We start from the raw sequence: 18,786 nt of genomic DNA, 5'->3' as shown, positions 1-18,786 counted from the left end.
GCATCTTCGATGCAATCCGACCTCTCCCCGCAAGCGGGGCGAGGTGAAGCAGGCACTAGGCCTCGCGCATCGGTACAAAGGCCGTCGCAGTGATGGAATAGACCTCTTCGCCACGCTGGTTCGTGCCTGTGGTGGTCGCCTGCAAAATGCCCCAGCCCGGGCGCGAGCCGGATGTGCGCTTGTCGGTCACGACATTGACGAAGGAAATGGTGTCGCCGGCGAGCACCGGACGGATCCAGCGCAAATCGCGAAAGCCCGGCGACGGGCCCCACACCGCGAGCTTGTCGCCGCGCGCCACCGCTTCCTGCGTCATGCGACGGCCGTCATCGACCAGCAACCGCATGCAGGCGGAGCCAACATGCCAGCCTGAAGCCGCGAGCCCGCCGAACAGCGATTTCTTGCCCTCCTCCTCGTCGAGGTGGAAGCGCTGCGGATCGAATTTGGCGGCAAAGGTCTTGATCGCCTCGGCGGTAAAGGTGTGCGACCCGATCTCGCGGCGCTGGCCGATCTGGATGTCCTCGAAGAACCGCATCAGGCCGCTCCCTCGCGCCGCTTGATGAGGATCGGCGATGTCATCTCGCACAGCACCTGTCCCCTGGCGTTGCGCGCGGTGCATTTGAATTTAACGATGCCGAGTTCAGGACGGCTCTTCGAGGTCCGCGCCTCCAGCACGTCGACATCGAGCGTGAGATCGTCGCCGGGCCGCAACGGAGAGAGCCAGTGCACTTCGTCGACGCCGGGCGAGCCGAGCGAGGCCGCGCGCGTGATGAAACTGTCCGCCATCATCCGCATCATCAGCGAGCAGAGATGCCAGCCCGAGCCGGACAGGCCCTTGAGCATGCTTTTGGCCGCCGCCTCTTCGTCCAGATGCATCGGCTGCGGATCGAACTCGGCGGCGAAGGCCAAAATCTCGTCGCGGGTGACATGGCGCGGGCCGAACGAGCCGAACCGGCCGGGCGGGAAATCTTCGAATGTCAGGGTCATCTTGGGGAAGCCAGAGGGAATGACAGATTGTGGCCGCACTTTGCGGCAATCTCAACCCGCCCGGCCGCATGGCACGTGCTACATTCGACGAGTCGGGCCTGCCTGACCGAGCCAAACTCACGCGACCCGATTTGCCGGGGGAGACCAATGTTTGCATTCAGCGACCTGTTCCAGTGGGACCGCTTCATCACGCCGACGATCATCAAGACCTTCTACGTGCTGGTGATCGCGCTGATCTGCCTGTTCGGCATCTCCGGCATCTTCTCTGGGCTCGCTGCGATGGCGATCAGCCCGTTCGGCGGTTTCCTCGTCGTGCTCTACTCGATCGCGAGCGTCGTGGTCGGCATCGTGTTCTCGCGCATCATCGCGGAATTCATCCTGATCGTGTTCCGCATCAACGAGCATCTCGGCGCGATCCGCGACCAGGGCAGCGGGATGCGCTAGCTCGTCATTCCGGGGCGCGCCGAAAGGCGCGAGCCCGGAATCCATCGAGCCTCAGAGAAAATGGATGAATGGATTCCGGGTTCGCGCTACGCGCGCCCCGGAATGACGACCGTCACGTATTAAACCGGAAATGCATCACGTCGCCGTCGGCGACGACGTATTCCTTGCCTTCGAGCCGCAGCTTGCCGGCATCGCGGGCGCCGGCTTCGCCGCCCAGCGCGACGTAGTCGTCATAGGCGATGGTCTCGGCGCGGATGAAACCCTTCTCGAAATCGGTGTGGATCACGCCCGCGGCGGCCGGGGCTTTTGTGCCGCGATGGATGGTCCAGGCGCGCGCTTCCTTCGGGCCCACCGTGAAATAGGTGATGAGGTCGAGCAGCGTATAGCCGGCGCGGATCAGGCGATCGAGGCCGGCTTCTTCCAGACCCAGCGTCTCCAGGAAGTCGGCGCGCTCTTCACGCGAGATGGTCGCGATCTCGGATTCGATCTTGGCGGAGATGACGACGGCGACCGCGCCCTCCTTCGCCGCCTGCTCCTCGACCGCCTTGGAGAAGGCATTGCCGGTTGCGGCCGAGCCTTCCTCGACGTTGCAGACATAGAGCACGGGCTTTGAGGAGAGCAATCCCAGCATACCGAAGGCACGCTCCTCCTCGGCCTTGCGCTCGACGAGGCGCGCGGGCTTGCCCTCGCGCAGCAGCACCAGCGTCCGGTTGACGAGGTCGAGCTGCTCCTTGGCGTCCTTGTCGTTGCCCTTGGCTTTCTTGCTGAGGTTGTCGACCCGCTTCTCGAGACTGTCGAGATCGGCGAGCATCAGCTCGGTCTCGATGGTTTCGATGTCGGCGAGCGGCGCGATCTTGCCTTCGACATGGGTGATGTCGGAGTCCTCAAAGCAGCGCACGACATGCGCGATGGCGTCGACCTCGCGGATGTTGGCCAGGAACTGGTTGCCGAGGCCTTCACCCTTGGAAGCGCCGCGCACGAGGCCGGCGATGTCGACGAAGGTCAGCCGCGTCGGAATGATCTGCCCCGACTTGGCGATGGCTGCGAGCTTGTCGAGCCGCGGATCGGGCACGGCGACTTCGCCGACATTGGGCTCGATCGTGCAGAACGGATAGTTCGCCGCCTGCGCGGCTGCCGTCTCGGTCAGCGCGTTGAACAAGGTCGACTTGCCGACATTTGGCAACCCGACAATTCCGCATTTGAATCCCATGTCGTCCTCTAAGAAAACGGCGCCGTTATTCCTTGCCGTTCTCGTCCTTGGTCAAAAATCCCTTCGCCTGCATGGCGAGATGAACCTTGTTGGCAAACGTCGCATCCGCGCCCTTGGCGAGCAGTCCGGCGTGCTCGGCAACGGCGTCGCACAACGTTCTCACCCACTCGTCGTCGGCCTTGGCGAAATCCGACAGCACATGCGCGTGCACGAATTCCTTGACGCCGGGATGACCGATGCCGAGCCGCACCCGGCGATACTCGTTGCCGATATGCGCGGAGATCGAGCGCAGCCCATTATGGCCGGCGATGCCGCCGCCCATCTTCACCCGCACCTTGCCCGGCGGCAGTTCGAGCTCGTCCTGAAACACCGTGACGTCGCGCGGCTCGATCTTGAAGAAGCTGGCAGCTTCCTGAACGGCGCGGCCGGACTCGTTCATGTAGGTCGTGGGCTTGATCAGGATGACGCGCTCGGTGTCGAGCGTGCCTTCCGAAGTCTCGCCCTGAAAGCGACGGCGCCATGGTGCAAAACCATGACGCCGCGCAATCTCGTCGACGGCCATGAAGCCGATATTGTGCCGGTTACGTGCGTATTTCGCGCCGGGATTGCCGAGCCCAACAAAGAGTCGCATGACGCGGCGCGCCCCTCGCTCGGCGCGCGATCAGGGACCGCGCGCCGGCTCTCTAAGAGATTACTTCTTCTTGTCGCCGCCGGCCGGAGCCTTGGCAGCCGCCGCCGGAGCAGCAGCACCCGCTGCCGGCGCCGCAGCACCAGCCGCCGGAGCAGCAGCCGCAGGCGCAGCACCCGGAGCAGCAGCACCGGCTGCAGCCGCAGCCGCCGCCTTCTGCTCTTCCGCGTAGCCCGAGGGCGGCACGATGGTGACGAGCGTTGCGTCCTCGCGGGTCAGCGCCTTGACGCCCGACGGAAGCTTGACGTCCGCCAGATGCAGGGAGTGACCGATTTCGAGCGTGCCGACATCGACCTCGATGTATTGCGGGATGTTCTCGACCGAGCATTCGAGCTCGATCGCGTGCGCAACGATGTTGACCGTGCCGCCGCGCTTGATACCGGGCGAGGCTTCCGCCTTCACGACGTGCAGGGGCACGCTGATGCGGATGGTGGCGCCTTCGCCGAGCCGCATGAAGTCGACATGGATCGGAAAATCCTTGACCGGGTCGAGATGGAAGTCGCGCGGAATCACGCGGTGCTTCTTGCCCTCGAGGTCGATGTCGACCAGGGTGGTCAGGAACCGGCCGGCCAGGATGCGCTGGCGCAGTTCACGATCTTCGATCGAGATCGTCACGGGGGGCTGGTTGTTTCCATAGATCACTCCGGGCACTCTCCCGGCGCGACGCTCTGCCCGGGCGGCCCCCTTGCCGCTCTTCGGACGTGCGGTCGCCTTCAATTCCTTGACGGTCGCCATAGTCTTAAGTCCTTGTTTTTGCAAAAGTTAATGGGCCGCAGCGCGGCCCATGGCTTGTCCGCAGCAAGCCTCCAGGGGTGCGGGGGCCGCGGACGTGGCGGGCTTTTAGCCGCAAAGTGCCGAAATGACAAGGAGATTGGGCCGCTTTCAGGCCCCGTAGAATAGCTCAGGAACTTGCGGGCGGGGTCGCGAGCCTGGCCTCCAGCGCTGTGATCCGCGCCTTCAGCGCCTCGTTCTCCTCGCGGGCGAGACGAACCATGTCCTTGACCGCCTCGAACTCCTCGCGCTTGACGAGGTCCATGTCGCGCAGGAATTTTTCCGCCTGCGTGCGCATCACCGTGTCGAACTCGCGCTTGACGCCCTGGGCAGCGCCGGCAGCATCGTTCATGAGACGTCCGATCTCGTCGAAAAACCGGTTGTTGGTCTGGGTCATGGCGATCTCCGGAAGGCTGTGCGCGGACTGAAACTGCAGAAGACAATGGCAATCCAGACGCCGCGGTTCAAGGGCCGATCAGACCGGCGCGCGGTATCCTTGTCATGCCCCGGTTTCCTTGCAATCGTACTCATCAGTCCTGCAAAGAATCACACGACAATAATCATTGGCGAAAGACCGACATGATCGACCAGCGGATCGAGATTGCGACCAAGGACGGATCGACCACCACCTTCATCACCCATCCCGAGCGCGGCGGTCCCTTCCCGGTCATCATCTTCTACATGGATGCGCCGGCGATCCGCGAGGAGCTGCGCGACATGGCGCGCCGGCTCGGCACGTCGGGCTATTACGTGATGCTGCCGAACCTCTATTACCGCTCCGGCGTGATGGAGCTGGGACCGTTGCCAGCCGACCCGAATTCGCCGGAACGCAAGCGCATGTTCCAGCTTATGGCCTCGCTCAATATTCCCATGATCATGGAAGACACCAAGGCGCTGCTCGCCTACGCGGAAACGCAAGCGGCCGCGAACACCAAGATCGTCGGCACCGTCGGCTACTGCATGAGCGGCCGCTACGCCGTCAACGCCGCGACGCATTTCCCCGACCGCGTGAAGGCCGCGGCCTCGATCTACGGCACGCATCTGGCGACCGACGAAGACAACAGCCCGCATCTCGCGGCCAAGAAGACCAAGGCCGAGCTCTATTTCGCCTGCGCCGAGACCGACATCTACGCACCGCCGGAGGTGATCGCGAAGGTCGCCGAGAGCATGAAGGGGGCGAATGCCGAGGTCGAGATCTATCCCGGCACCCATCACGGTTTTGCCTTCCCCAAGCGTCCGGTCTACGAACGTGACGCAGCCGAACGGCACTGGGAGCGCCTGCTGGCGCTCTATCACCGCAATCTAGTTTAGGGCCTGATGCTCCCTCTCCTGATCAACTTCCCGTCCTTCGACCCGATCGCTCTGTCGCTCGGGCCGTTTGCGATCCGCTGGTATGCTCTCGCCTATATCGGCGGCATCGTGATCGGCTGGCTCTATGCGCGCTCGCTGGTCAAGAAGGAGAGGCTCTGGGGCGGGCCGCCGCCGATGTCGCTGGTCCAGCTCGACGACTTCATTCTCTGGGTGACGCTCGGCATCATCCTCGGCGGCCGCACCGGCTACGTGCTGTTCTACAACCTGCCCTTCTTCATCGAGCATCCCGCCGCGATGTTCAAATTGTGGGAAGGCGGCATGTCGTTCCACGGCGGCTTCCTCGGCTGCGTCGTCGCGGTGATGTGGTTTGCCAGCCGCAACGGCATCTCGATCCTGTCGCTCGGCGACATCACCACCGCGGTCGGACCGATCGGCCTGTTCCTCGGGCGCCTCGCCAACTTCATCAACAGCGAGTTGTGGGGTCGCCTCGCCGACCCAAACCTGCCCTGGGCCGTGATCTTCCCCACGGGCGGACCGCTGCCGCGCCACCCGAGCCAGCTCTATGAAGCCGGGCTCGAAGGCATCTTGCTGTTCACCGTGCTCGCGGTGATGATCCGTTTTGGCGCGTTGAAGCGGCCCGGGTTAATCCTCGGCAGCTTCATCCTGATCTACGGGCTGGCCCGCATCACCGGCGAGCACTTTCGCGAACCGGACCCCCAGCTCGGATTCCTGTGGGGCGGGTTAACCATGGGCGCGCTGTTGTCGATCCCGATGCTTATTGTCGGTGTCATACTTATTGTATTGGCGGTACGGCGCGGAGCGTCCGACACCGCGGAGGCCATTCATTAATTCATTTCGAGAAGGCAGGTTGTGAGCGAATCTTCTGCGCTGTTGAACGAGATCAAGGCGCTGATCAAATCATCCGGACCGATGCCGGTCTGGCGCTACATGGAACTGTGCCTGATGCACCCGCGCTACGGCTACTACGTCTCGCGCGATCCGCTGGGACGGGAGGGCGACTTCACCACGGCGCCCGAGGTCAGCCAGATGTTCGGCGAGCTCCTGGGACTGTGGACGGCATCGGTGTGGAAACAGATGGGCTCGCCGCAATTGCTGCGGCTGATCGAGCTCGGGCCCGGCCGAGGCACCATGATGGCGGATGCGCTGCGGGCGCTGCGCGTGCTACCGCCGCTCTACCAGGCGCTGAGCGTCCATATGGTCGAGGTCAACCCGGTGCTGCGCGAGCGCCAGAAGACGACATTGTCGGGCGTGCGCAACATCGCCTGGCACGACAATATCGACGACGTGCCCGAAGGCCCGTGCATCATCCTCGCCAACGAATATTTCGACGTGCTGCCGATCCACCAGATGGTGAAGCGCGAGACTGGCTGGCATGAGCGCGTGGTCGACATCGACGCCAACGGCAAGCTGGTCTTCGGCGCGGCCGCCGAGCCGACGCCGCGCTTCGACGTGCTGCTGCCGCCGCTGGTGCGCGCGGCGCCCGTCGGCGCCGTGTTCGAATGGCGCCCCGATGCCGAGATGATGAAGCTCGCAACCCGCGTGCGCGACCAGGACGGTGCGGCACTGATCATCGATTACGGCCATCTGCGTAGCGATGCCGGCGACACGTTCCAGGCCATCGCGCGCCACACCTTCACCGATCCGTTGAAGGCGCCGGGCCAGGCCGACGTGACGGCGCATGTCGACTTCCAGGCGCTGGCGCGCGCGGCGGAAGACGTCGGCGCCCGCGTGCATGGCCCGGTGACGCAGGGCGAGTTCCTGAAGCGCCTCGGCATCGACACCCGCGCGGCCGCGCTGATGCAGAAGGCCACGCCTGAGGTTTCCAACGACATCGTCGCCGCGCAAAAGCGCCTGATCGATACCGGACGCGGCGGCATGGGCTCGATGTTCAAGGTGCTCTGCGTGTCCGAGCCGCGGCTGACCGGGATCGCAGCGCTGAGCGACCATACCGAGGAAGACGAAAGCGCATCATGACATTTGGCTCGTCGCTGCTTGCGGCCGTTCCCGGCCTGCGCCACGCCTTCTTCACCCGCGAGGGCGGCGTGTCCAGCGGGATCTATGCAGCGCTCAATGGCGGGCTCGGCTCCAATGACGACCCAGCCAATGTCGCCGAGAACCGCCGCCGCATGGCCGAGCATGTCGGCGTCGCGCCCGAGCGCTTCATCAGCCTGCACCAGATCCACTCGCCTGATGTCCTCGTCGCCGACGGCGCATGGCCGGCAGGTCCGCGCCCCAAGGGCGATGCGCTGGTCACGAACACGCCCGGCATTGCGCTCGGCGTGTCCACCGCCGATTGCGGCCCGGTGCTGTTCGTCGATCCCCAGGCGCGCGTGATCGGCGGCGCGCATGCCGGCTGGAAGGGCGCGCTGACAGGCGTGCTGGAATCGACCATCGACGCGATGGAGAAATTGGGTGCCACGCGCAGCGGCATCATCGCCGCGATCGGGCCGCTGATCCGCCAGGCCTCCTACGAGGTCGGCAACGAATTCGTCACGCGCTTTGTCGAGGCGGACGCCGACAATGCCGTGTTCTTCATTCCCTCGGTGCGCGAGGGCCACGCGATGTTCGATCTCGCCGGCTTCATCCGCCAGCGCCTGGAACGCGCCGGCATCTTGATGATCGACGACATCGGCATCGACACTTATGCCGACGAACGCTTCTTCAGCTATCGCCGTTCGGTGCATCGGAAGGAGCCGGATTACGGCCGGCACATCCACGCGATTGCGCTCGAAGCGTGAACATTCAGGGAATCAGGCAAACGCAAGTCACGGCAATCGCGAGCGAATTTCGTTTCGCGTAAGACCTGTGGCTCCCCCGCCCTAGACGTTAATCGGTTTTAACGATATCGCTGCCCCCATATGAGGGACGCGTCACCATTCCTGCTCCGCGCGACGTCGCGGGCGCTGGCACTCGTGCTGGTGGCGGTGGCTTGCGCGCTCGGCGGCTGCGCCGGTGGAGGCGCCGCGTCCAACTCTTATGCGATGGCTCCGAGCGGAAGCGGCGCCACTGTCGCCTTCGAATCGATCGATGGTCCGCCGCCCGCCGTGTTCGACCGCATGGTCAACGTGCTCGACAGCGAATCGAAGCTGCGCAACCTCTCCGTGGTGTCCCGTGAAGGCGGGGCTGCCTATCGCGTGCGCAGCTACCTCGCCGCCCAGGTGGTCCGCGGCAAGACCGTGATTTCCTGGGTTTGGGACGTCTACGATTCCAACCAGCAGCGCGCGCTCCGCCTCTCCGGCGAGGAGCCCGTCGGCAAGGCCGGCCGCGACGCCTGGGCATCTGCCGATGACCTGCTGCTGCGGAGGATCGCTCAGGCCGGATTCAGCGGACTTTCCAACATGATCAACGGAACTCCGGGGGATTCCCCGGGCGCAGTTCCCGGTCTCCGCGGACCGGCCGTGGCCAGCATCCTGGCGCCACCGGCTCAAGCCGACATGCCCGCTTCGGCGCTCGGTTATACCGACCGCTAACCACAGCCAAAGTGTTGGCCGGACTCGGGATTTTCGACGGATAACGTAGCATCCCGGGTTGCCAGCGCTGCCCCCGGCCTGATATTTCCTCGCCCGTCGTCGTAACCGTGCTCGGTGGGTATCTGAGATGTTGAAGGTCGTATCCAGCAAAGCGCGGGAGGAAGCGTCCATGTCGGCTAAAAACGGCTCGATCAAGCTCGTTGCCGGCAACTCCAATCCGGCTCTCGCCCAGGCCATCGCACAAGGCCTGGATCTGCCGCTGACGAAAGCGGTGGTTCGGCGGTTTGCCGACATGGAGATCTTCGTCGAGATCCAGGAGAACGTCCGCGGCTCGGATGCCTTCATCATCCAGTCGACGTCGTTCCCGGCGAACGACCATCTGATGGAATTGCTGATCATCACCGACGCGCTGCGCCGCTCCTCGGCGCGCCGCATCACCGCAGTGCTGCCCTATTTCGGCTACGCCCGGCAGGATCGCAAATCCGGATCGCGCACGCCGATCTCGGCCAAGCTCGTCGCGAACCTGATCACGCAGGCCGGCGTCGACCGCGTCATGACGCTCGACCTGCATGCCGGCCAGATCCAGGGCTTCTTCGACATCCCGACCGACAATCTCTATGCCGCGCCGATCATGGTGCGCGACATCAAGGAAAAGTTCGATCTCTCCAAGGTGATGGTGATCTCGCCCGACGTCGGCGGCGTGGCGCGAGCGCGCGGTCTTGCCAAGCGCATCAACACCCCGCTCGCGATCGTCGACAAGCGCCGCGAGCGTCCCGGTGAATCAGAGGTGATGAACGTGATCGGTGACGTCGCCGGCCACACCTGTATCCTGGTCGACGATATCGTGGACTCCGGCGGCACGCTGGTGAACGCGGCCGATGCACTGATCGCCAAGGGTGCCAAGGACGTCTACGCCTACATCACCCACGGCGTGCTCTCCGGCGGCGCCGCCGCGCGCATCGCGGGCTCGAAGCTGAAGGAGCTCGTGATCACCGACTCCATCCTGCCGACGGATGCGGTGAGCAAGGCGCCGAACATCCGCACGCTGCCGATCGCCAGCTTGATCTCGGACGCGATCGCGCGCACGGCGTCGGAAGAGTCGGTGTCGAGCCTGTTCGACTAGAGACGTCGATCTCGTAGGGTGGGTTAACCAGGCGGCCGCGCGAAGCGCAGGCAGCTCGGCGTAACCCACCTCTTTGGCTTCCACGGAAACAGAAGTGGTGGGTTACGCCCAGCGAATTGCGCTTCGCGCAATCGCGAGGCTAACCCACCCTACAATCCAGGTTGTCGCGCCGCAGCACGCCTCGCAGACCCCACGGGTTGTTGCCGGCCGTGGCGCGTGACATCATCCGAACGCCGAGTCACCTCCTGGAAGCCTGATGCCACGACGGAAATTCGCCTGGGAAAAGCTGTCCGACGAGCAGTTGCTGCAGCAACGCCTGAGCAGCCTGCGGGTGACGGTCGAAGGCACCTGGCTCGAGGATTGCGTCGCCACGCTTCACGAGGAGCTCGAGGAACGAGGCATCCGGCTGCGGCCGCATACCTGGATATCGAGCGAATGGTTCAGTCCGGCAGACGTGCCCGGCATCGCGATTCCCTTCTATCTCGCCCATCCCCGTTTGATGAAGCTCGAGAAGAAGAAGATGTTCGACGTCGAGGGCGGCACCTGGCGCGAGTGCATGGCCATCCTGCGTCATGAGGCTGGCCATGCCCTGCAGCACGGCTACCAGTTGCAGCGCCGCCGGCGCTGGCAGCAATTGTTCGGCCCGTCGTCAAAGCACTATCCGCGCTACTACCGGCCCAATCCGGCGAGCCGGCGCTATGTCCAGCATCTCCGGCTCTGGTACGCGCAGAGCCATCCGGACGAAGACTTTGCCGAGACCTTTGCGGTGTGGCTGCGGCCACGCTCGAACTGGCGGACGCGATATGCCGGCTGGCCCGCGCTCAGGAAGCTCGAATATGTCGACGAGCTGATGGGCGAGATTGCGGGCAAGCGGCCGCTGATTACGACGCGCGAACGCGTCGACCCGCTGAGCCAACTCAGTCAGACGCTCGAAGACCACTACAAGAAGAAGCAGGCGTTCTACGCCTTCACGCCGCCAAAAACCTACGACCGCGATCTCTCCAGACTGTTTTCGGCCGATCCGCGGCATCATCGGTCAAGACCGGCTTCGAGTCTGATCAGGCGTCACCGCGCCCAGATCCGGCAGTTGGTCGCGCGGTGGACGGGCGAGAACCAGCTCACGCTCGATGCCGTGCTCGACGACATGATCTCGCGCTGCCGCGAGCTCGACCTGCGGGCCGTCGGCTCCGAACAGAAGCTCGTTCTGGACTTCACCGTCCTCCTGACGGCAAAGACCATGCACGCGCTGTTTGGCCCATCACGCCGCAAATGGATCGCGCTATGAGACGCCTCCGTATTCTCGTGCTGATGCATCCGGACTTCATGCCTCCGGAGACGACCGACGGATACACGCCTCAGGAAATCAACGCCTGGAAAACGGAATACGATGTCGTCAGCACCTTGCGCGCGGCCGGCCACGAGGTTCGCCCGCTAGGGGCGCAGGAAGAAATCAAGCCGGTCCGCGAGGCGATCGAGGAGTTCAAGCCGCACGTGGTATTCACGCTGCTGGAGGAGTTCCACTACAACGTCGCCTACGACCAGCACATCGCGAGCTATCTCGAGCTGATGAAGGTGCCCTATACCGGTTGCAATCCGCGCGGCCTGATCCTGGCGCGCGGCAAGGACCTGTCCAAGACGCTGGTGCATCACCGCCGGATCGCGGTGCCGGCCTTCGCCGTGTTCCCGATGCGTCGCAAGGTCAAACGTCCAAAACATCTTGCGCTGCCGCTGATCGTCAAGAGCCTGAACCTGGATGGATCCTTCGGTATCTCGCAGGCCTCCATCGTCGATACCGACGAGAAGCTCGCGGAGCGCGTTGCCTTCATCCACGAGCGGGTCGAATCCGCCGCCATCGCCGAGCAATTCATCGAGGGGCGCGAGCTGTATGTCGGCGTGATCGGCAACAACCGGCTGCGCGTCCTGCCGGTCTGGGAACTGAAATTTGGCAGCATGGGCGGGCGCAGGTCGCGGCACATCGCCACCGAAAAGGCCAAGCACGATACCGACTATCAGGAGCGCGTCGGAATTGTCGACGGGCCGGCGAAAGACCTGACGCCCGAACTGACCGCGCGCATCCAGCGCGCCGCGAAGCGCATCTACCGGGCACTTGGGCTGGATGGCTATGCGCGCATCGACTTTCGTCTCTCAGCCGACGGCACGCCGTATTTCATCGAGGCGAACCCCAATCCCGAGATCGCGAAGAGCCAGGAGTTCGCGACCGCGGCTCTCCACGACAAGATCAAATATCCTGATCTCCTGCATCGCATCCTGACGCTTGGAATCAGCCGTGCCAAGGCAGGCGTATCCCTGGGCTGACGGCAAGCGCCAGAGTGTAAGCGGCGTCAGCCCGCCTCAACCTTCGCGCCCACCACTTCGGCGAACGACTTGAAAAACTCACCGGCGAGCTTCGTCGCCGTCGAATTGATCAGCCGCGCCCCGAGCTGCGCGAGCTTGCCGCCGATCTGGGCGTCCACCTCGTAGTGCAGCACCGTGACATCGGCACTCTCCGATTCCAGCCGAACCACGGCGCCACCCTTGGCAAAGCCGGCGACACCACCGGAGCCCTCACCGGAGATGCGATAGGAGTTGGGCGGATCGAGATCGGACAGCGTCACCTTGCCGCCAAACGTCGCCTTGACCGGGCCGACCTTGAATACGACGGTTGCGGTCATCTCGTTCGGAGCGGTGACCTCGAGCGACTGACAGCCGGGAATGCAGGCTTTCAGCACATCCGGGTCGTTCAACGCAGCCCACACCTTGTCGCGGGAAGCGGGAATGCGCTGGCTGTCGTTCATCTGCATGGTCGGTCCTCACTCCTTGCTGGAAACTTGATTGGCGGCGCGCTGGCCGCGCCGGCGCTCCTGCGTAATCTCGGCGAGAATGGACATCGCGATCTCCTCCGGCGTGATGGCGCCGAGATCGAGCCCGGCGGGCGCCTTGACGCAATCTATTGCGGTGCTGTCGGCGCCTTCGGCGATCAGCTTCGCCCGCAGCGAGGCCATCTTGCGGCGGCTGCCGACGAAGGCGTGATAGTCGGCCTTCGTGGCAACGGCGGCGCGCAACGCAGCCTCGTCGCCCTTGCCCTGTGTCGAGACCACAACGAAGCGCTTGGCTTCGCTCAAGCCACCAAGTTGATAGCCGTCGATGACAGCGTCGGCATCGGGCTGCGCCAAAAGCTCCGCCGATGGCGCCGCAAGCGTGACGTGATAGCCGAGCGTGCGCGCTTGCGCGGCGAGCGACAGCGCCACCGGGCTCCCACCGAGGATGACGAGCGAGGGATGCGGCAACACCGGCTCGACAAAGATATCCATGGTGCCCTTGCTCGGGCACATGTTGGTCGCAAAGCGGATGCCGTCGCGCTGCTCGCCCGCGTGAACACCGAGTTCGGCGAGCAGGTTTTCCGGCTGCACCGAGACCATGCGTGGTTCGCCGTCGGCGAGCGCCTCGCGTGCCGCCTTCAGCACCGCGCCCCTGGCGCAGCCGCCGCCGATCCAACCCGCGACGATGGTGCCGTCGGCCGCGATGATCGCCTTGGCGCCAGCCTTCGCCGCAGTCACCGAAACCGTCCGCACCACCGTCGCGAGCACGAAGGCACGCTCGGCGGCCTTCATCCGGGCGACGATATCGAGCACTTCGACATGGGCACTCATCGGCACATCCTCAGAGTTTTGCCAGATAGGGTTCGAGCGCGCGCAGGCTGTTCAACGTATTGGCGGGCGCATAGAGATCGACATGCGGCAGCGCGGCCTTGATGCCCTTCGCTTCTGGCGCGTAGCCGTCCCACGCCATCATCGGATTGAGCCAGACGATGCGGCGACAACGCCGGTGCAGCGCGGCCATCTCGCGGCCGAGCAATTCGGCATCCCCGGTCTCATAACCGTCGGATACGATCATCACGCAGCTGCGCGAATGGATGACGCGGGCGGCATGCCAGCGATTGAAGCTTTGCAAGCTCTCGCCGATCTTTGTGCCGCCGCCCGCGCCCTGCGCCATGATCGAGAGGCGGTCGAGCGCGCGACCTGCGTCCTTCTCTTTCAGCGCATCCGAGACGTAGGCAAGCCGTGTGTGGAACAGGAATGCCTCGGCCTCGTGAAACTCATCGAGCACGCCGTGGATGAAGCGCAGGAACACCGACGTGTACAGGCTCATCGAGCCGGACGCATCGAGCAGCACGATCAGCCGCAGCGGCTTCTCCTTGCGCTGCCGCTTGACGAGCCTGATCGGTACACCGCCATGGCTGATGTTGCGATGGATGGTCCGGCGGAGATCGAGCCGGTAGCCCCGCCGCCGCGCGAGGTCCCGCCGCGTCAGCCGCGTCCGCATGATCCTTGCCAGATGCGCCGCCGCCTCATGGGCCTGCGCGACCTGATCGGGATCGGCGAGCTTTCGGAAGTCGACCTCGGCGAGATTTTCGGCGCGCGAGGCGCCTTCCATGCGCCCTTCGCCGCCGTGGCCCTCCGGAGCATCGTCCGAGGTCGGAACCTGATCAGTCGCGGATTGCGCACCGCCCTGCTCTGCCCGCACCTCCTGCATTCCCTTCAACGACGGGCTATTGGCATTGCTGCTCGATCCTATCGTCCGGGATCGCGAGCGCACGCGCTTTCCCATCCAGAATGCGTCGAACAGGCCGTCAAACTTGTCCCAGTCGGATTTGCGCGCCGAGAACAGATGCTTGAACGCCGCACGCAGCAGGCTCGGCCGCGCCGCGTAGCCTCCAGCCATCAGCGCCGCTGCGTCCTGCCCTTCGGCGAGCCCAACCCGAAAACCGGCATCGCGCAGTGTGCGCAGGAAAGCTGCGAGCCGCGCGGAGACGAGGCGCGAGACCTCGTTGAGGTCGTCATAGCCGGGGCTGGAGCCGCAGCAGCTCATGCGACCCTCCCCAGCAGGCGCTGCGTCACTTCGGGTGTCACGCGGGCACGGTCCTCATGGGTCTTGAGCAGGCAGATCAGCGTCTCGTGCACTGTCTCCGGTGCGTCCTGGAGATTGCTTATGTCGAGCCCAACCAGCGCGGCGGCCCAATCCAGCGTCTCCGCCACGCCGGGGACTTTTCGCAGCTCCTCCTTGCGGACACCTTCGACCATGCGCGCAATCTGGAGCGACAGCGACGGGCTCGCGCCAGCGATCCGCGCCAGGATGATGCGCGCCTCGCGATCGACGTCGGGATAGTCGACATAGTGATAGAGGCAGCGCCGGCGCAAAGCGTCGGACAGTTCGCGCGTGCCGTTCGAGGTCAGCACCACATGCGGAATTGATATCGCGGGGATGGTGCCGAGCTCGGGGATCGAGACCTGGAAGTCGGAGAGGAGTTCCAGCAGAAACGCTTCGAACTCGTCGTCAGCACGGTCGATCTCGTCGATCAGCAGCACCGGCGCCTGCGCGCGCCTGATGGCAGCGAGCAAGGGGCGCTCGAGCAGGTACTTCTCGGAAAAGATCTGGTCCTCGATGCTGTCGACGCCGCGATGGGCCTGGATCGCGAGCAATTGCCGCTGGTAGTTCCATTCGTAGAGCGCCGAGGACTGGTCAAGCCCTTCATAGCATTGCAGGCGGATCAGTTCAGTCGCGTGCACTTTCGAAAGTGCCTTCGCCACCTCCGTCTTTCCGACTCCCGCCTCGCCTTCCAGCAAGAGCGGACGCCGCAGGAGTTGCATCAGCGAGATCGCCGTCGCGAGGTCCGCATCCGCAATGTAGCCGGATGCGGCCAGGGCTTTTGCGATCTCGTCACGGCCTTTCATCTCCGCACTCCTCCGTCATTGCGAGCGAAGCGAAGCAATCCAGCAATGCTCCCGCGGAGGCAGTCTGGATTGCTTCGTCGCTTCGCTCCTCGCAATGACAACACTACGCGATCGCTCCGAGCGCCTTCGCCGCCTTCCAGTTGCGCCAGTAGTCATGCGGCATCTGGATGTGCTTGGACCCCAGGAACGAGAACGCATCGTTGACGGCATTGGAGAACGCCGGCACGCCGCCGACATTCGGGCTCTCGCCGACGCCCTTGGCGCCGATCGGGTGATGCGGCGACGGGGTGACGGTGAAGTCGGTCTCCCAATGCGGCGTCTCGACCGCGGTCGGCATGAAGAAGTCCATGAACGAGCCGGTGACGACGTTGCCGGTGTCGTCGTAGCGGATCTCCTGGCCCATAGCGATCGCGAAGGCTTCGGTGAGGCCGCCATGCACCTGGCCCTCGATGATCATCGGGTTGATGCGGGTACCGCAATCATCGAGCGCGTAGAAGCGCCGGACCTTGTAAACGCCGGTATCGACGTCGATGTCCATCACGCAGAGATAGGCACCAAAAGGATATGTCATGTTGGGCGGATCGTAATAGCTCACCGCCTCCAGTCCGGGCTCCATGCCCGGCGGCACGGAATTATACGCCGCCCAGCAGATATCCTTCATCGACATGAATTTTTCCGGCAGACCCTTCACCCGGAAACCGTCGATGTCGAATTCGAGATCGTCCTCGTGAACCTCGAGCTTGTAGGCCGCGATCATCTGCGCCTTGGCCTTGATCTTTCGCGCGGCCATGGCGATTGCGGCACCTGCCACCGGCGTGGAGCGCGAGCCGTAGGTGCCGAGCCCGTAAGGCGCGGTGTCGGTGTTGCCCTCCTCGACCATGATGTTGTCGGCGGGAATGCCGATCTCGGTCGCGATGATCTGGGCCCAGGTGGTTTCGTGACCCTGACCCTGGCTCTTGGTACCCATGCGCGCGATGCCCGCACCGGTCGGATGCATGCGGATCTCGCAGGAGTCGAACATGGCAATACCGAGGATGTCGCAGTTCTTCGACGGACCGGCGCCGACGATCTCGGTGAAGAAGGAGACGCCGAGCCCCATGATCTCGCGGGTCTCGCCGCGCGCAAACGCTGCACGCTTCTCCGCCTGCTCTTTCCGAAGGGCGGCGTAGCCGGTCGTCTCCATCATCTTGCGCATGGCGGTGTGGTAGTCGCCCGAGTCGTACTCCCAGCCCAGCGCCGAGTGATACGGGAACTGCTCCGGCTTGATGAAATTCTTCAGCCGCAGCTCGGCCGGATCCATGTTCAGCTTCTGCGCGAGGATGTCCATGGCGCGCTCGATGCAGTAGGCCGCTTCCGTAACGCGGAACGAGCAGCGGTAGGCGACGCCACCCGGCGCCTTGTTGGTGTAGACGCCGTCCACCGCCAGATGGGCGGTCGGGAAGTCGTAGGACCCCGTGACGATGTTGAAGAAGCCGGCCGGCCATTTTGACGGGTCGGCGCAGGCGTCGAACGCGCCGTGGTCGGCGAGCACGTGCACGCGTAGGCCTGTGACCTTGCCGTCCTTGGTCGCGGCGATCTCGGTGGTCATGTGATAGTCGCGCGCGAACGAGGTCGCAGTCAAATTCTCGATGCGGTCCTCGACCCATTTCACCGGCTTGCCGGTGACGATGGAGGCGACCGCCGCACAGATATAGCCGGGATAGGCGCCGACCTTGTTGCCAAAACCGCCGCCGATATCGGGCGCGATGACGTGGATCTTCTGCTCCGGCAGCTTTGCGATCAGCGACACCACGGTTCGGATCACATGCGGCGCCTGGAACGTGCCGTAGATCGTCAGCTCGCCCTTGATCTTGTCGAAGGAGCAGACGCATTGGCACGTCTCCAGCGGCGACGGGTGGGTGCGATGATAGGAGATCATCTCCTTGATCGAGACCTCGGCCTTCCTGAAGGCCGCGTCGGTGAGATCCTTGTCGCCCACGGTCCACTCAAAGATGTGATTGTGGTGCTTGCGCGGGCCGTGCGCGCCCGTGGTCTTACCGGCGAGGTCTTCGCGCAGCACGGGCGCATTCGCGTCCATCGACTTGAAGGGATCGACCAGCGGCGGCAGCGGCTCGTACTCGACCACGACCTTGTTGATGCCGTCATCGGCGGCATAGCGGTCGGTCGCGACGACGAAGGCGACTTCCTGGTTCTGGAACAGCACCTTGCCGTCGGCCAAAACCATCTGCACGTCGCCGGCCAAGGTCGGCATCCAGGCAAGATTGACGGTCTTCAGCGTCTCGGCGGTGATGACCGCGAGCACGCCGGGCACTTTCAGCGCCTCGGTGTCGTCGATCTTCTTGACGCGCGCATGCGGATGCGGCGAGCGGACGAAGTCGCCATGCAGCATGCCCGGCAATTTCACGTCGTCGACGTAATTGCCCTTGCCTTGCGTGAAGCGGATGTCCTCGACGCGCTTGCGCTTGCAGCCCATGCCTTCGAGTGCAGCGGTGCGTTGTTCCCGCGTGGGAGTGAGGTCATTCATTCTGCGGCCTCCTGGAATTCCACACCGTTGATCTTGGCGGCGGCGTATTGGATGGCTTTGACGATGTTCTGGTAACCGGTGCAGCGGCAGATGTTGCCGGAGATGCCCATGCGGATCTCCGGCTCGCTCGGCGAGGGATTTTCCTTCAGCAGCCGGTGCGCGCGCATGATCATGCCGGGCGTGCAGAAGCCGCACTGCAGGCCGTGCATCATGCGAAAGCCTTCCTGCAGGGCGGACAGCGTGCCGTCGGCATTGGCCATGCCTTCGACGGTGATGATGTCGCTGCCATTGGCCTGCACCGCGAACATGGTGCAGGACTTTACCGACATGCCGTCGATATCGACGGTGCAGGCACCGCAATGGGTGGTCTCGCAGCCGATATGGGTGCCGGTCATCCCGAGGTTTTCGCGGATGAAATGCACCAGAAGCGTGCGCGGCTCGACGAGGCCTTCGACCTCGGCGCCGTTCACCATCATCGTCACATGTGTCTTCGCCATCAATCCCTCCC

21 protein-coding genes are annotated in these 18,786 nt (G+C 64.2%); 9 read left to right on the top strand and 12 right to left on the bottom strand.

Translation table 11 applies throughout. The features are described 5' to 3' along the window. Nucleotides 1–55 precede the first annotated feature (55 nt). Together C2U70_RS26050 and C2U70_RS26045 are read right to left on the bottom strand one after the other, a co-directional pair. Nucleotides 56–532, bottom strand: coding sequence for a MaoC family dehydratase (locus C2U70_RS26050; protein ID WP_140981489.1), 477 nt, complete (start codon nt 530–532; stop codon nt 56–58). Continuing rightward, complete coding sequence (locus tag C2U70_RS26045) at nt 532–984, bottom strand: MaoC family dehydratase (RefSeq protein WP_186294477.1); 453 nt, start codon at nt 982–984, stop codon at nt 532–534. Before C2U70_RS26045 ends, C2U70_RS26050 begins: the two co-directional genes overlap by 1 nt. 147 nt (nt 985–1,131) lie before the next feature. Here C2U70_RS26045 and C2U70_RS26040 point away from each other — a divergent pair, with 147 nt between their 5' ends. Then, on the top strand, nt 1,132–1,428 hold the full coding sequence (locus tag C2U70_RS26040) for a DUF4282 domain-containing protein (protein ID WP_140981487.1): 297 nt from the start codon (nt 1,132–1,134) through the stop codon (nt 1,426–1,428). A gap of 112 nt (nt 1,429–1,540) precedes the next feature. On the opposite strand, the gene ychF is transcribed toward C2U70_RS26040, so the two are convergent. The 4 genes from ychF to C2U70_RS26020 form a co-directional block, all read right to left on the bottom strand. Next, the gene (gene ychF, locus C2U70_RS26035) at nt 1,541–2,638 is read right to left on the bottom strand and encodes a redox-regulated ATPase YchF (RefSeq protein ID WP_140981486.1); all 1,098 of its coding nucleotides are present in this window, start codon (nt 2,636–2,638) and stop codon (nt 1,541–1,543) included. 25 nt (nt 2,639–2,663) lie between these two features. Further along, entirely contained in the window at nt 2,664–3,269 is a 606-nt protein-coding gene (pth, locus tag C2U70_RS26030; RefSeq protein ID WP_140981485.1) for an aminoacyl-tRNA hydrolase, read from the bottom strand. A 60-nt stretch (nt 3,270–3,329) separates the two neighbouring features. After that, entirely contained in the window at nt 3,330–4,061 is a 732-nt protein-coding gene (locus C2U70_RS26025; protein ID WP_140981484.1) for a 50S ribosomal protein L25/general stress protein Ctc, read from the bottom strand. Between the two features lie 166 nt (nt 4,062–4,227). Then, nucleotides 4,228–4,494, bottom strand: coding sequence for an accessory factor UbiK family protein (locus C2U70_RS26020; RefSeq protein ID WP_140981483.1), 267 nt, complete (start codon nt 4,492–4,494; stop codon nt 4,228–4,230). Nucleotides 4,495–4,676: 182 nt separating this feature from the next. Between C2U70_RS26020 and C2U70_RS26015 the strand changes: the two genes are divergently transcribed. The 8 genes from C2U70_RS26015 (at nt 4,677) to C2U70_RS25980 (ending at nt 12,338) form a co-directional block, all read left to right on the top strand. Further along, complete coding sequence (locus C2U70_RS26015; RefSeq protein WP_140981482.1) at nt 4,677–5,408, top strand: dienelactone hydrolase family protein; 732 nt, start codon at nt 4,677–4,679, stop codon at nt 5,406–5,408. Between the two features lie 6 nt (nt 5,409–5,414). Then, nucleotides 5,415–6,257 (top strand): prolipoprotein diacylglyceryl transferase, encoded by an 843-nt coding sequence (gene lgt / locus C2U70_RS26010; RefSeq protein ID WP_140981481.1) that lies wholly within the window; start codon nt 5,415–5,417, stop codon nt 6,255–6,257. A gap of 81 nt (nt 6,258–6,338) precedes the next feature. Next, the gene (locus tag C2U70_RS26005) at nt 6,339–7,403 is read left to right on the top strand and encodes a class I SAM-dependent methyltransferase (RefSeq protein WP_140981490.1); all 1,065 of its coding nucleotides are present in this window, start codon (nt 6,339–6,341) and stop codon (nt 7,401–7,403) included. Beyond that, nucleotides 7,400–8,167: a peptidoglycan editing factor PgeF gene (pgeF, locus tag C2U70_RS26000; protein WP_140981480.1), complete on the top strand. Its 768-nt coding sequence runs from the start codon at nt 7,400–7,402 to the stop codon at nt 8,165–8,167. Before C2U70_RS26005 ends, pgeF begins: the two co-directional genes overlap by 4 nt. Nucleotides 8,168–8,287: 120 nt before the next feature. Continuing rightward, nucleotides 8,288–8,899 carry a hypothetical protein gene (locus C2U70_RS25995; RefSeq protein ID WP_140981479.1) on the top strand — a complete coding sequence of 204 codons (612 nt, stop codon included), beginning with the start codon at nt 8,288–8,290 and terminating at the stop codon, nt 8,897–8,899. Nucleotides 8,900–9,068: 169 nt separating this feature from the next. Further along, entirely contained in the window at nt 9,069–10,022 is a 954-nt protein-coding gene (locus tag C2U70_RS25990) for a ribose-phosphate pyrophosphokinase (protein ID WP_186294476.1), read from the top strand. A 256-nt stretch (nt 10,023–10,278) separates the two neighbouring features. Further along, nucleotides 10,279–11,307, top strand: coding sequence for a putative zinc-binding metallopeptidase (locus C2U70_RS25985; RefSeq protein WP_140981477.1), 1,029 nt, complete (start codon nt 10,279–10,281; stop codon nt 11,305–11,307). Continuing rightward, nucleotides 11,304–12,338: a D-alanine--D-alanine ligase family protein gene (locus C2U70_RS25980; RefSeq protein ID WP_186294475.1), complete on the top strand. Its 1,035-nt coding sequence runs from the start codon at nt 11,304–11,306 to the stop codon at nt 12,336–12,338. The genes C2U70_RS25985 and C2U70_RS25980 overlap by 4 nt, the downstream gene beginning before the upstream one ends. A gap of 26 nt (nt 12,339–12,364) precedes the next feature. On the opposite strand, the gene C2U70_RS25975 is transcribed toward C2U70_RS25980, so the two are convergent. The 6 genes from C2U70_RS25975 to C2U70_RS25950 all read right to left on the bottom strand — a co-directional run bounded on the left by C2U70_RS25975 (nt 12,365) and on the right by C2U70_RS25950 (nt 18,775). After that, nucleotides 12,365–12,823, bottom strand: coding sequence for an SRPBCC family protein (locus C2U70_RS25975; protein WP_140981475.1), 459 nt, complete (start codon nt 12,821–12,823; stop codon nt 12,365–12,367). A gap of 9 nt (nt 12,824–12,832) precedes the next feature. Then, nucleotides 12,833–13,672 (bottom strand): XdhC family protein, encoded by an 840-nt coding sequence (locus C2U70_RS25970; RefSeq protein WP_140981474.1) that lies wholly within the window; start codon nt 13,670–13,672, stop codon nt 12,833–12,835. A gap of 10 nt (nt 13,673–13,682) precedes the next feature. Continuing rightward, nucleotides 13,683–14,891, bottom strand: a complete 1,209-nt coding sequence (locus C2U70_RS25965; protein ID WP_140981473.1) for a vWA domain-containing protein — start codon at nt 14,889–14,891, stop codon at nt 13,683–13,685. Further along, nucleotides 14,888–15,754 (bottom strand): AAA family ATPase, encoded by an 867-nt coding sequence (locus C2U70_RS25960; RefSeq protein ID WP_140981472.1) that lies wholly within the window; start codon nt 15,752–15,754, stop codon nt 14,888–14,890. The genes C2U70_RS25965 and C2U70_RS25960 overlap by 4 nt, the downstream gene beginning before the upstream one ends. 103 nt (nt 15,755–15,857) lie before the next feature. Then, nucleotides 15,858–18,278 carry an aerobic carbon-monoxide dehydrogenase large subunit gene (locus C2U70_RS25955; RefSeq protein ID WP_140981471.1) on the bottom strand — a complete coding sequence of 807 codons (2,421 nt, stop codon included), beginning with the start codon at nt 18,276–18,278 and terminating at the stop codon, nt 15,858–15,860. Beyond that, on the bottom strand, nt 18,275–18,775 hold the full coding sequence (locus C2U70_RS25950; RefSeq protein WP_140981470.1) for a (2Fe-2S)-binding protein: 501 nt from the start codon (nt 18,773–18,775) through the stop codon (nt 18,275–18,277). The genes C2U70_RS25955 and C2U70_RS25950 overlap by 4 nt, the downstream gene beginning before the upstream one ends. Nucleotides 18,776–18,786: the final 11 nt, after the last annotated feature.

Source organism: Bradyrhizobium guangdongense (assembly GCF_006483445.1).
In the GTDB taxonomy this organism is placed as follows: Bacteria; Pseudomonadota; Alphaproteobacteria; order Rhizobiales; family Xanthobacteraceae; genus Bradyrhizobium; species Bradyrhizobium guangdongense_A.
The sequence above is the reverse complement of the archived record's forward strand: the minus strand, read 5'-3'. Positions and strand labels throughout refer to the sequence as shown.

Coding starts and splice junctions, on each gene's coding strand:
- C2U70_RS25960 (WP_140981472.1), bottom strand. CDS start 15,754: ATGAAAGGCCGTGACGAGATCGCAAAAGCCCTGGCCGCATCCGGCTAC.
- C2U70_RS25995 (WP_140981479.1), top strand. CDS start 8,288: ATGAGGGACGCGTCACCATTCCTGCTCCGCGCGACGTCGCGGGCGCTG.
- C2U70_RS25970 (WP_140981474.1), bottom strand. CDS start 13,672: ATGAGTGCCCATGTCGAAGTGCTCGATATCGTCGCCCGGATGAAGGCC.
- C2U70_RS25950 (WP_140981470.1), bottom strand. CDS start 18,775: ATGGCGAAGACACATGTGACGATGATGGTGAACGGCGCCGAGGTCGAA.
- C2U70_RS26025 (WP_140981484.1), bottom strand. CDS start 4,061: ATGGCGACCGTCAAGGAATTGAAGGCGACCGCACGTCCGAAGAGCGGC.
- pgeF (WP_140981480.1), top strand. CDS start 7,400: ATGACATTTGGCTCGTCGCTGCTTGCGGCCGTTCCCGGCCTGCGCCAC.
- C2U70_RS26005 (WP_140981490.1), top strand. CDS start 6,339: ATGCCGGTCTGGCGCTACATGGAACTGTGCCTGATGCACCCGCGCTAC.
- C2U70_RS25985 (WP_140981477.1), top strand. CDS start 10,279: ATGCCACGACGGAAATTCGCCTGGGAAAAGCTGTCCGACGAGCAGTTG.
- C2U70_RS25980 (WP_186294475.1), top strand. CDS start 11,304: ATGAGACGCCTCCGTATTCTCGTGCTGATGCATCCGGACTTCATGCCT.
- C2U70_RS26020 (WP_140981483.1), bottom strand. CDS start 4,494: ATGACCCAGACCAACAACCGGTTTTTCGACGAGATCGGACGTCTCATG.
- C2U70_RS25965 (WP_140981473.1), bottom strand. CDS start 14,891: ATGAGCTGCTGCGGCTCCAGCCCCGGCTATGACGACCTCAACGAGGTC.
- C2U70_RS25955 (WP_140981471.1), bottom strand. CDS start 18,278: ATGAATGACCTCACTCCCACGCGGGAACAACGCACCGCTGCACTCGAA.
- lgt (WP_140981481.1), top strand. CDS start 5,415: ATGCTCCCTCTCCTGATCAACTTCCCGTCCTTCGACCCGATCGCTCTG.
- ychF (WP_140981486.1), bottom strand. CDS start 2,638: ATGGGATTCAAATGCGGAATTGTCGGGTTGCCAAATGTCGGCAAGTCG.
- C2U70_RS26040 (WP_140981487.1), top strand. CDS start 1,132: ATGTTTGCATTCAGCGACCTGTTCCAGTGGGACCGCTTCATCACGCCG.
- C2U70_RS25990 (WP_186294476.1), top strand. CDS start 9,069: ATGTCGGCTAAAAACGGCTCGATCAAGCTCGTTGCCGGCAACTCCAAT.
- pth (WP_140981485.1), bottom strand. CDS start 3,269: ATGCGACTCTTTGTTGGGCTCGGCAATCCCGGCGCGAAATACGCACGT.
- C2U70_RS25975 (WP_140981475.1), bottom strand. CDS start 12,823: ATGCAGATGAACGACAGCCAGCGCATTCCCGCTTCCCGCGACAAGGTG.
- C2U70_RS26050 (WP_140981489.1), bottom strand. CDS start 532: ATGCGGTTCTTCGAGGACATCCAGATCGGCCAGCGCCGCGAGATCGGG.
- C2U70_RS26045 (WP_186294477.1), bottom strand. CDS start 984: ATGACCCTGACATTCGAAGATTTCCCGCCCGGCCGGTTCGGCTCGTTC.
- C2U70_RS26015 (WP_140981482.1), top strand. CDS start 4,677: ATGATCGACCAGCGGATCGAGATTGCGACCAAGGACGGATCGACCACC.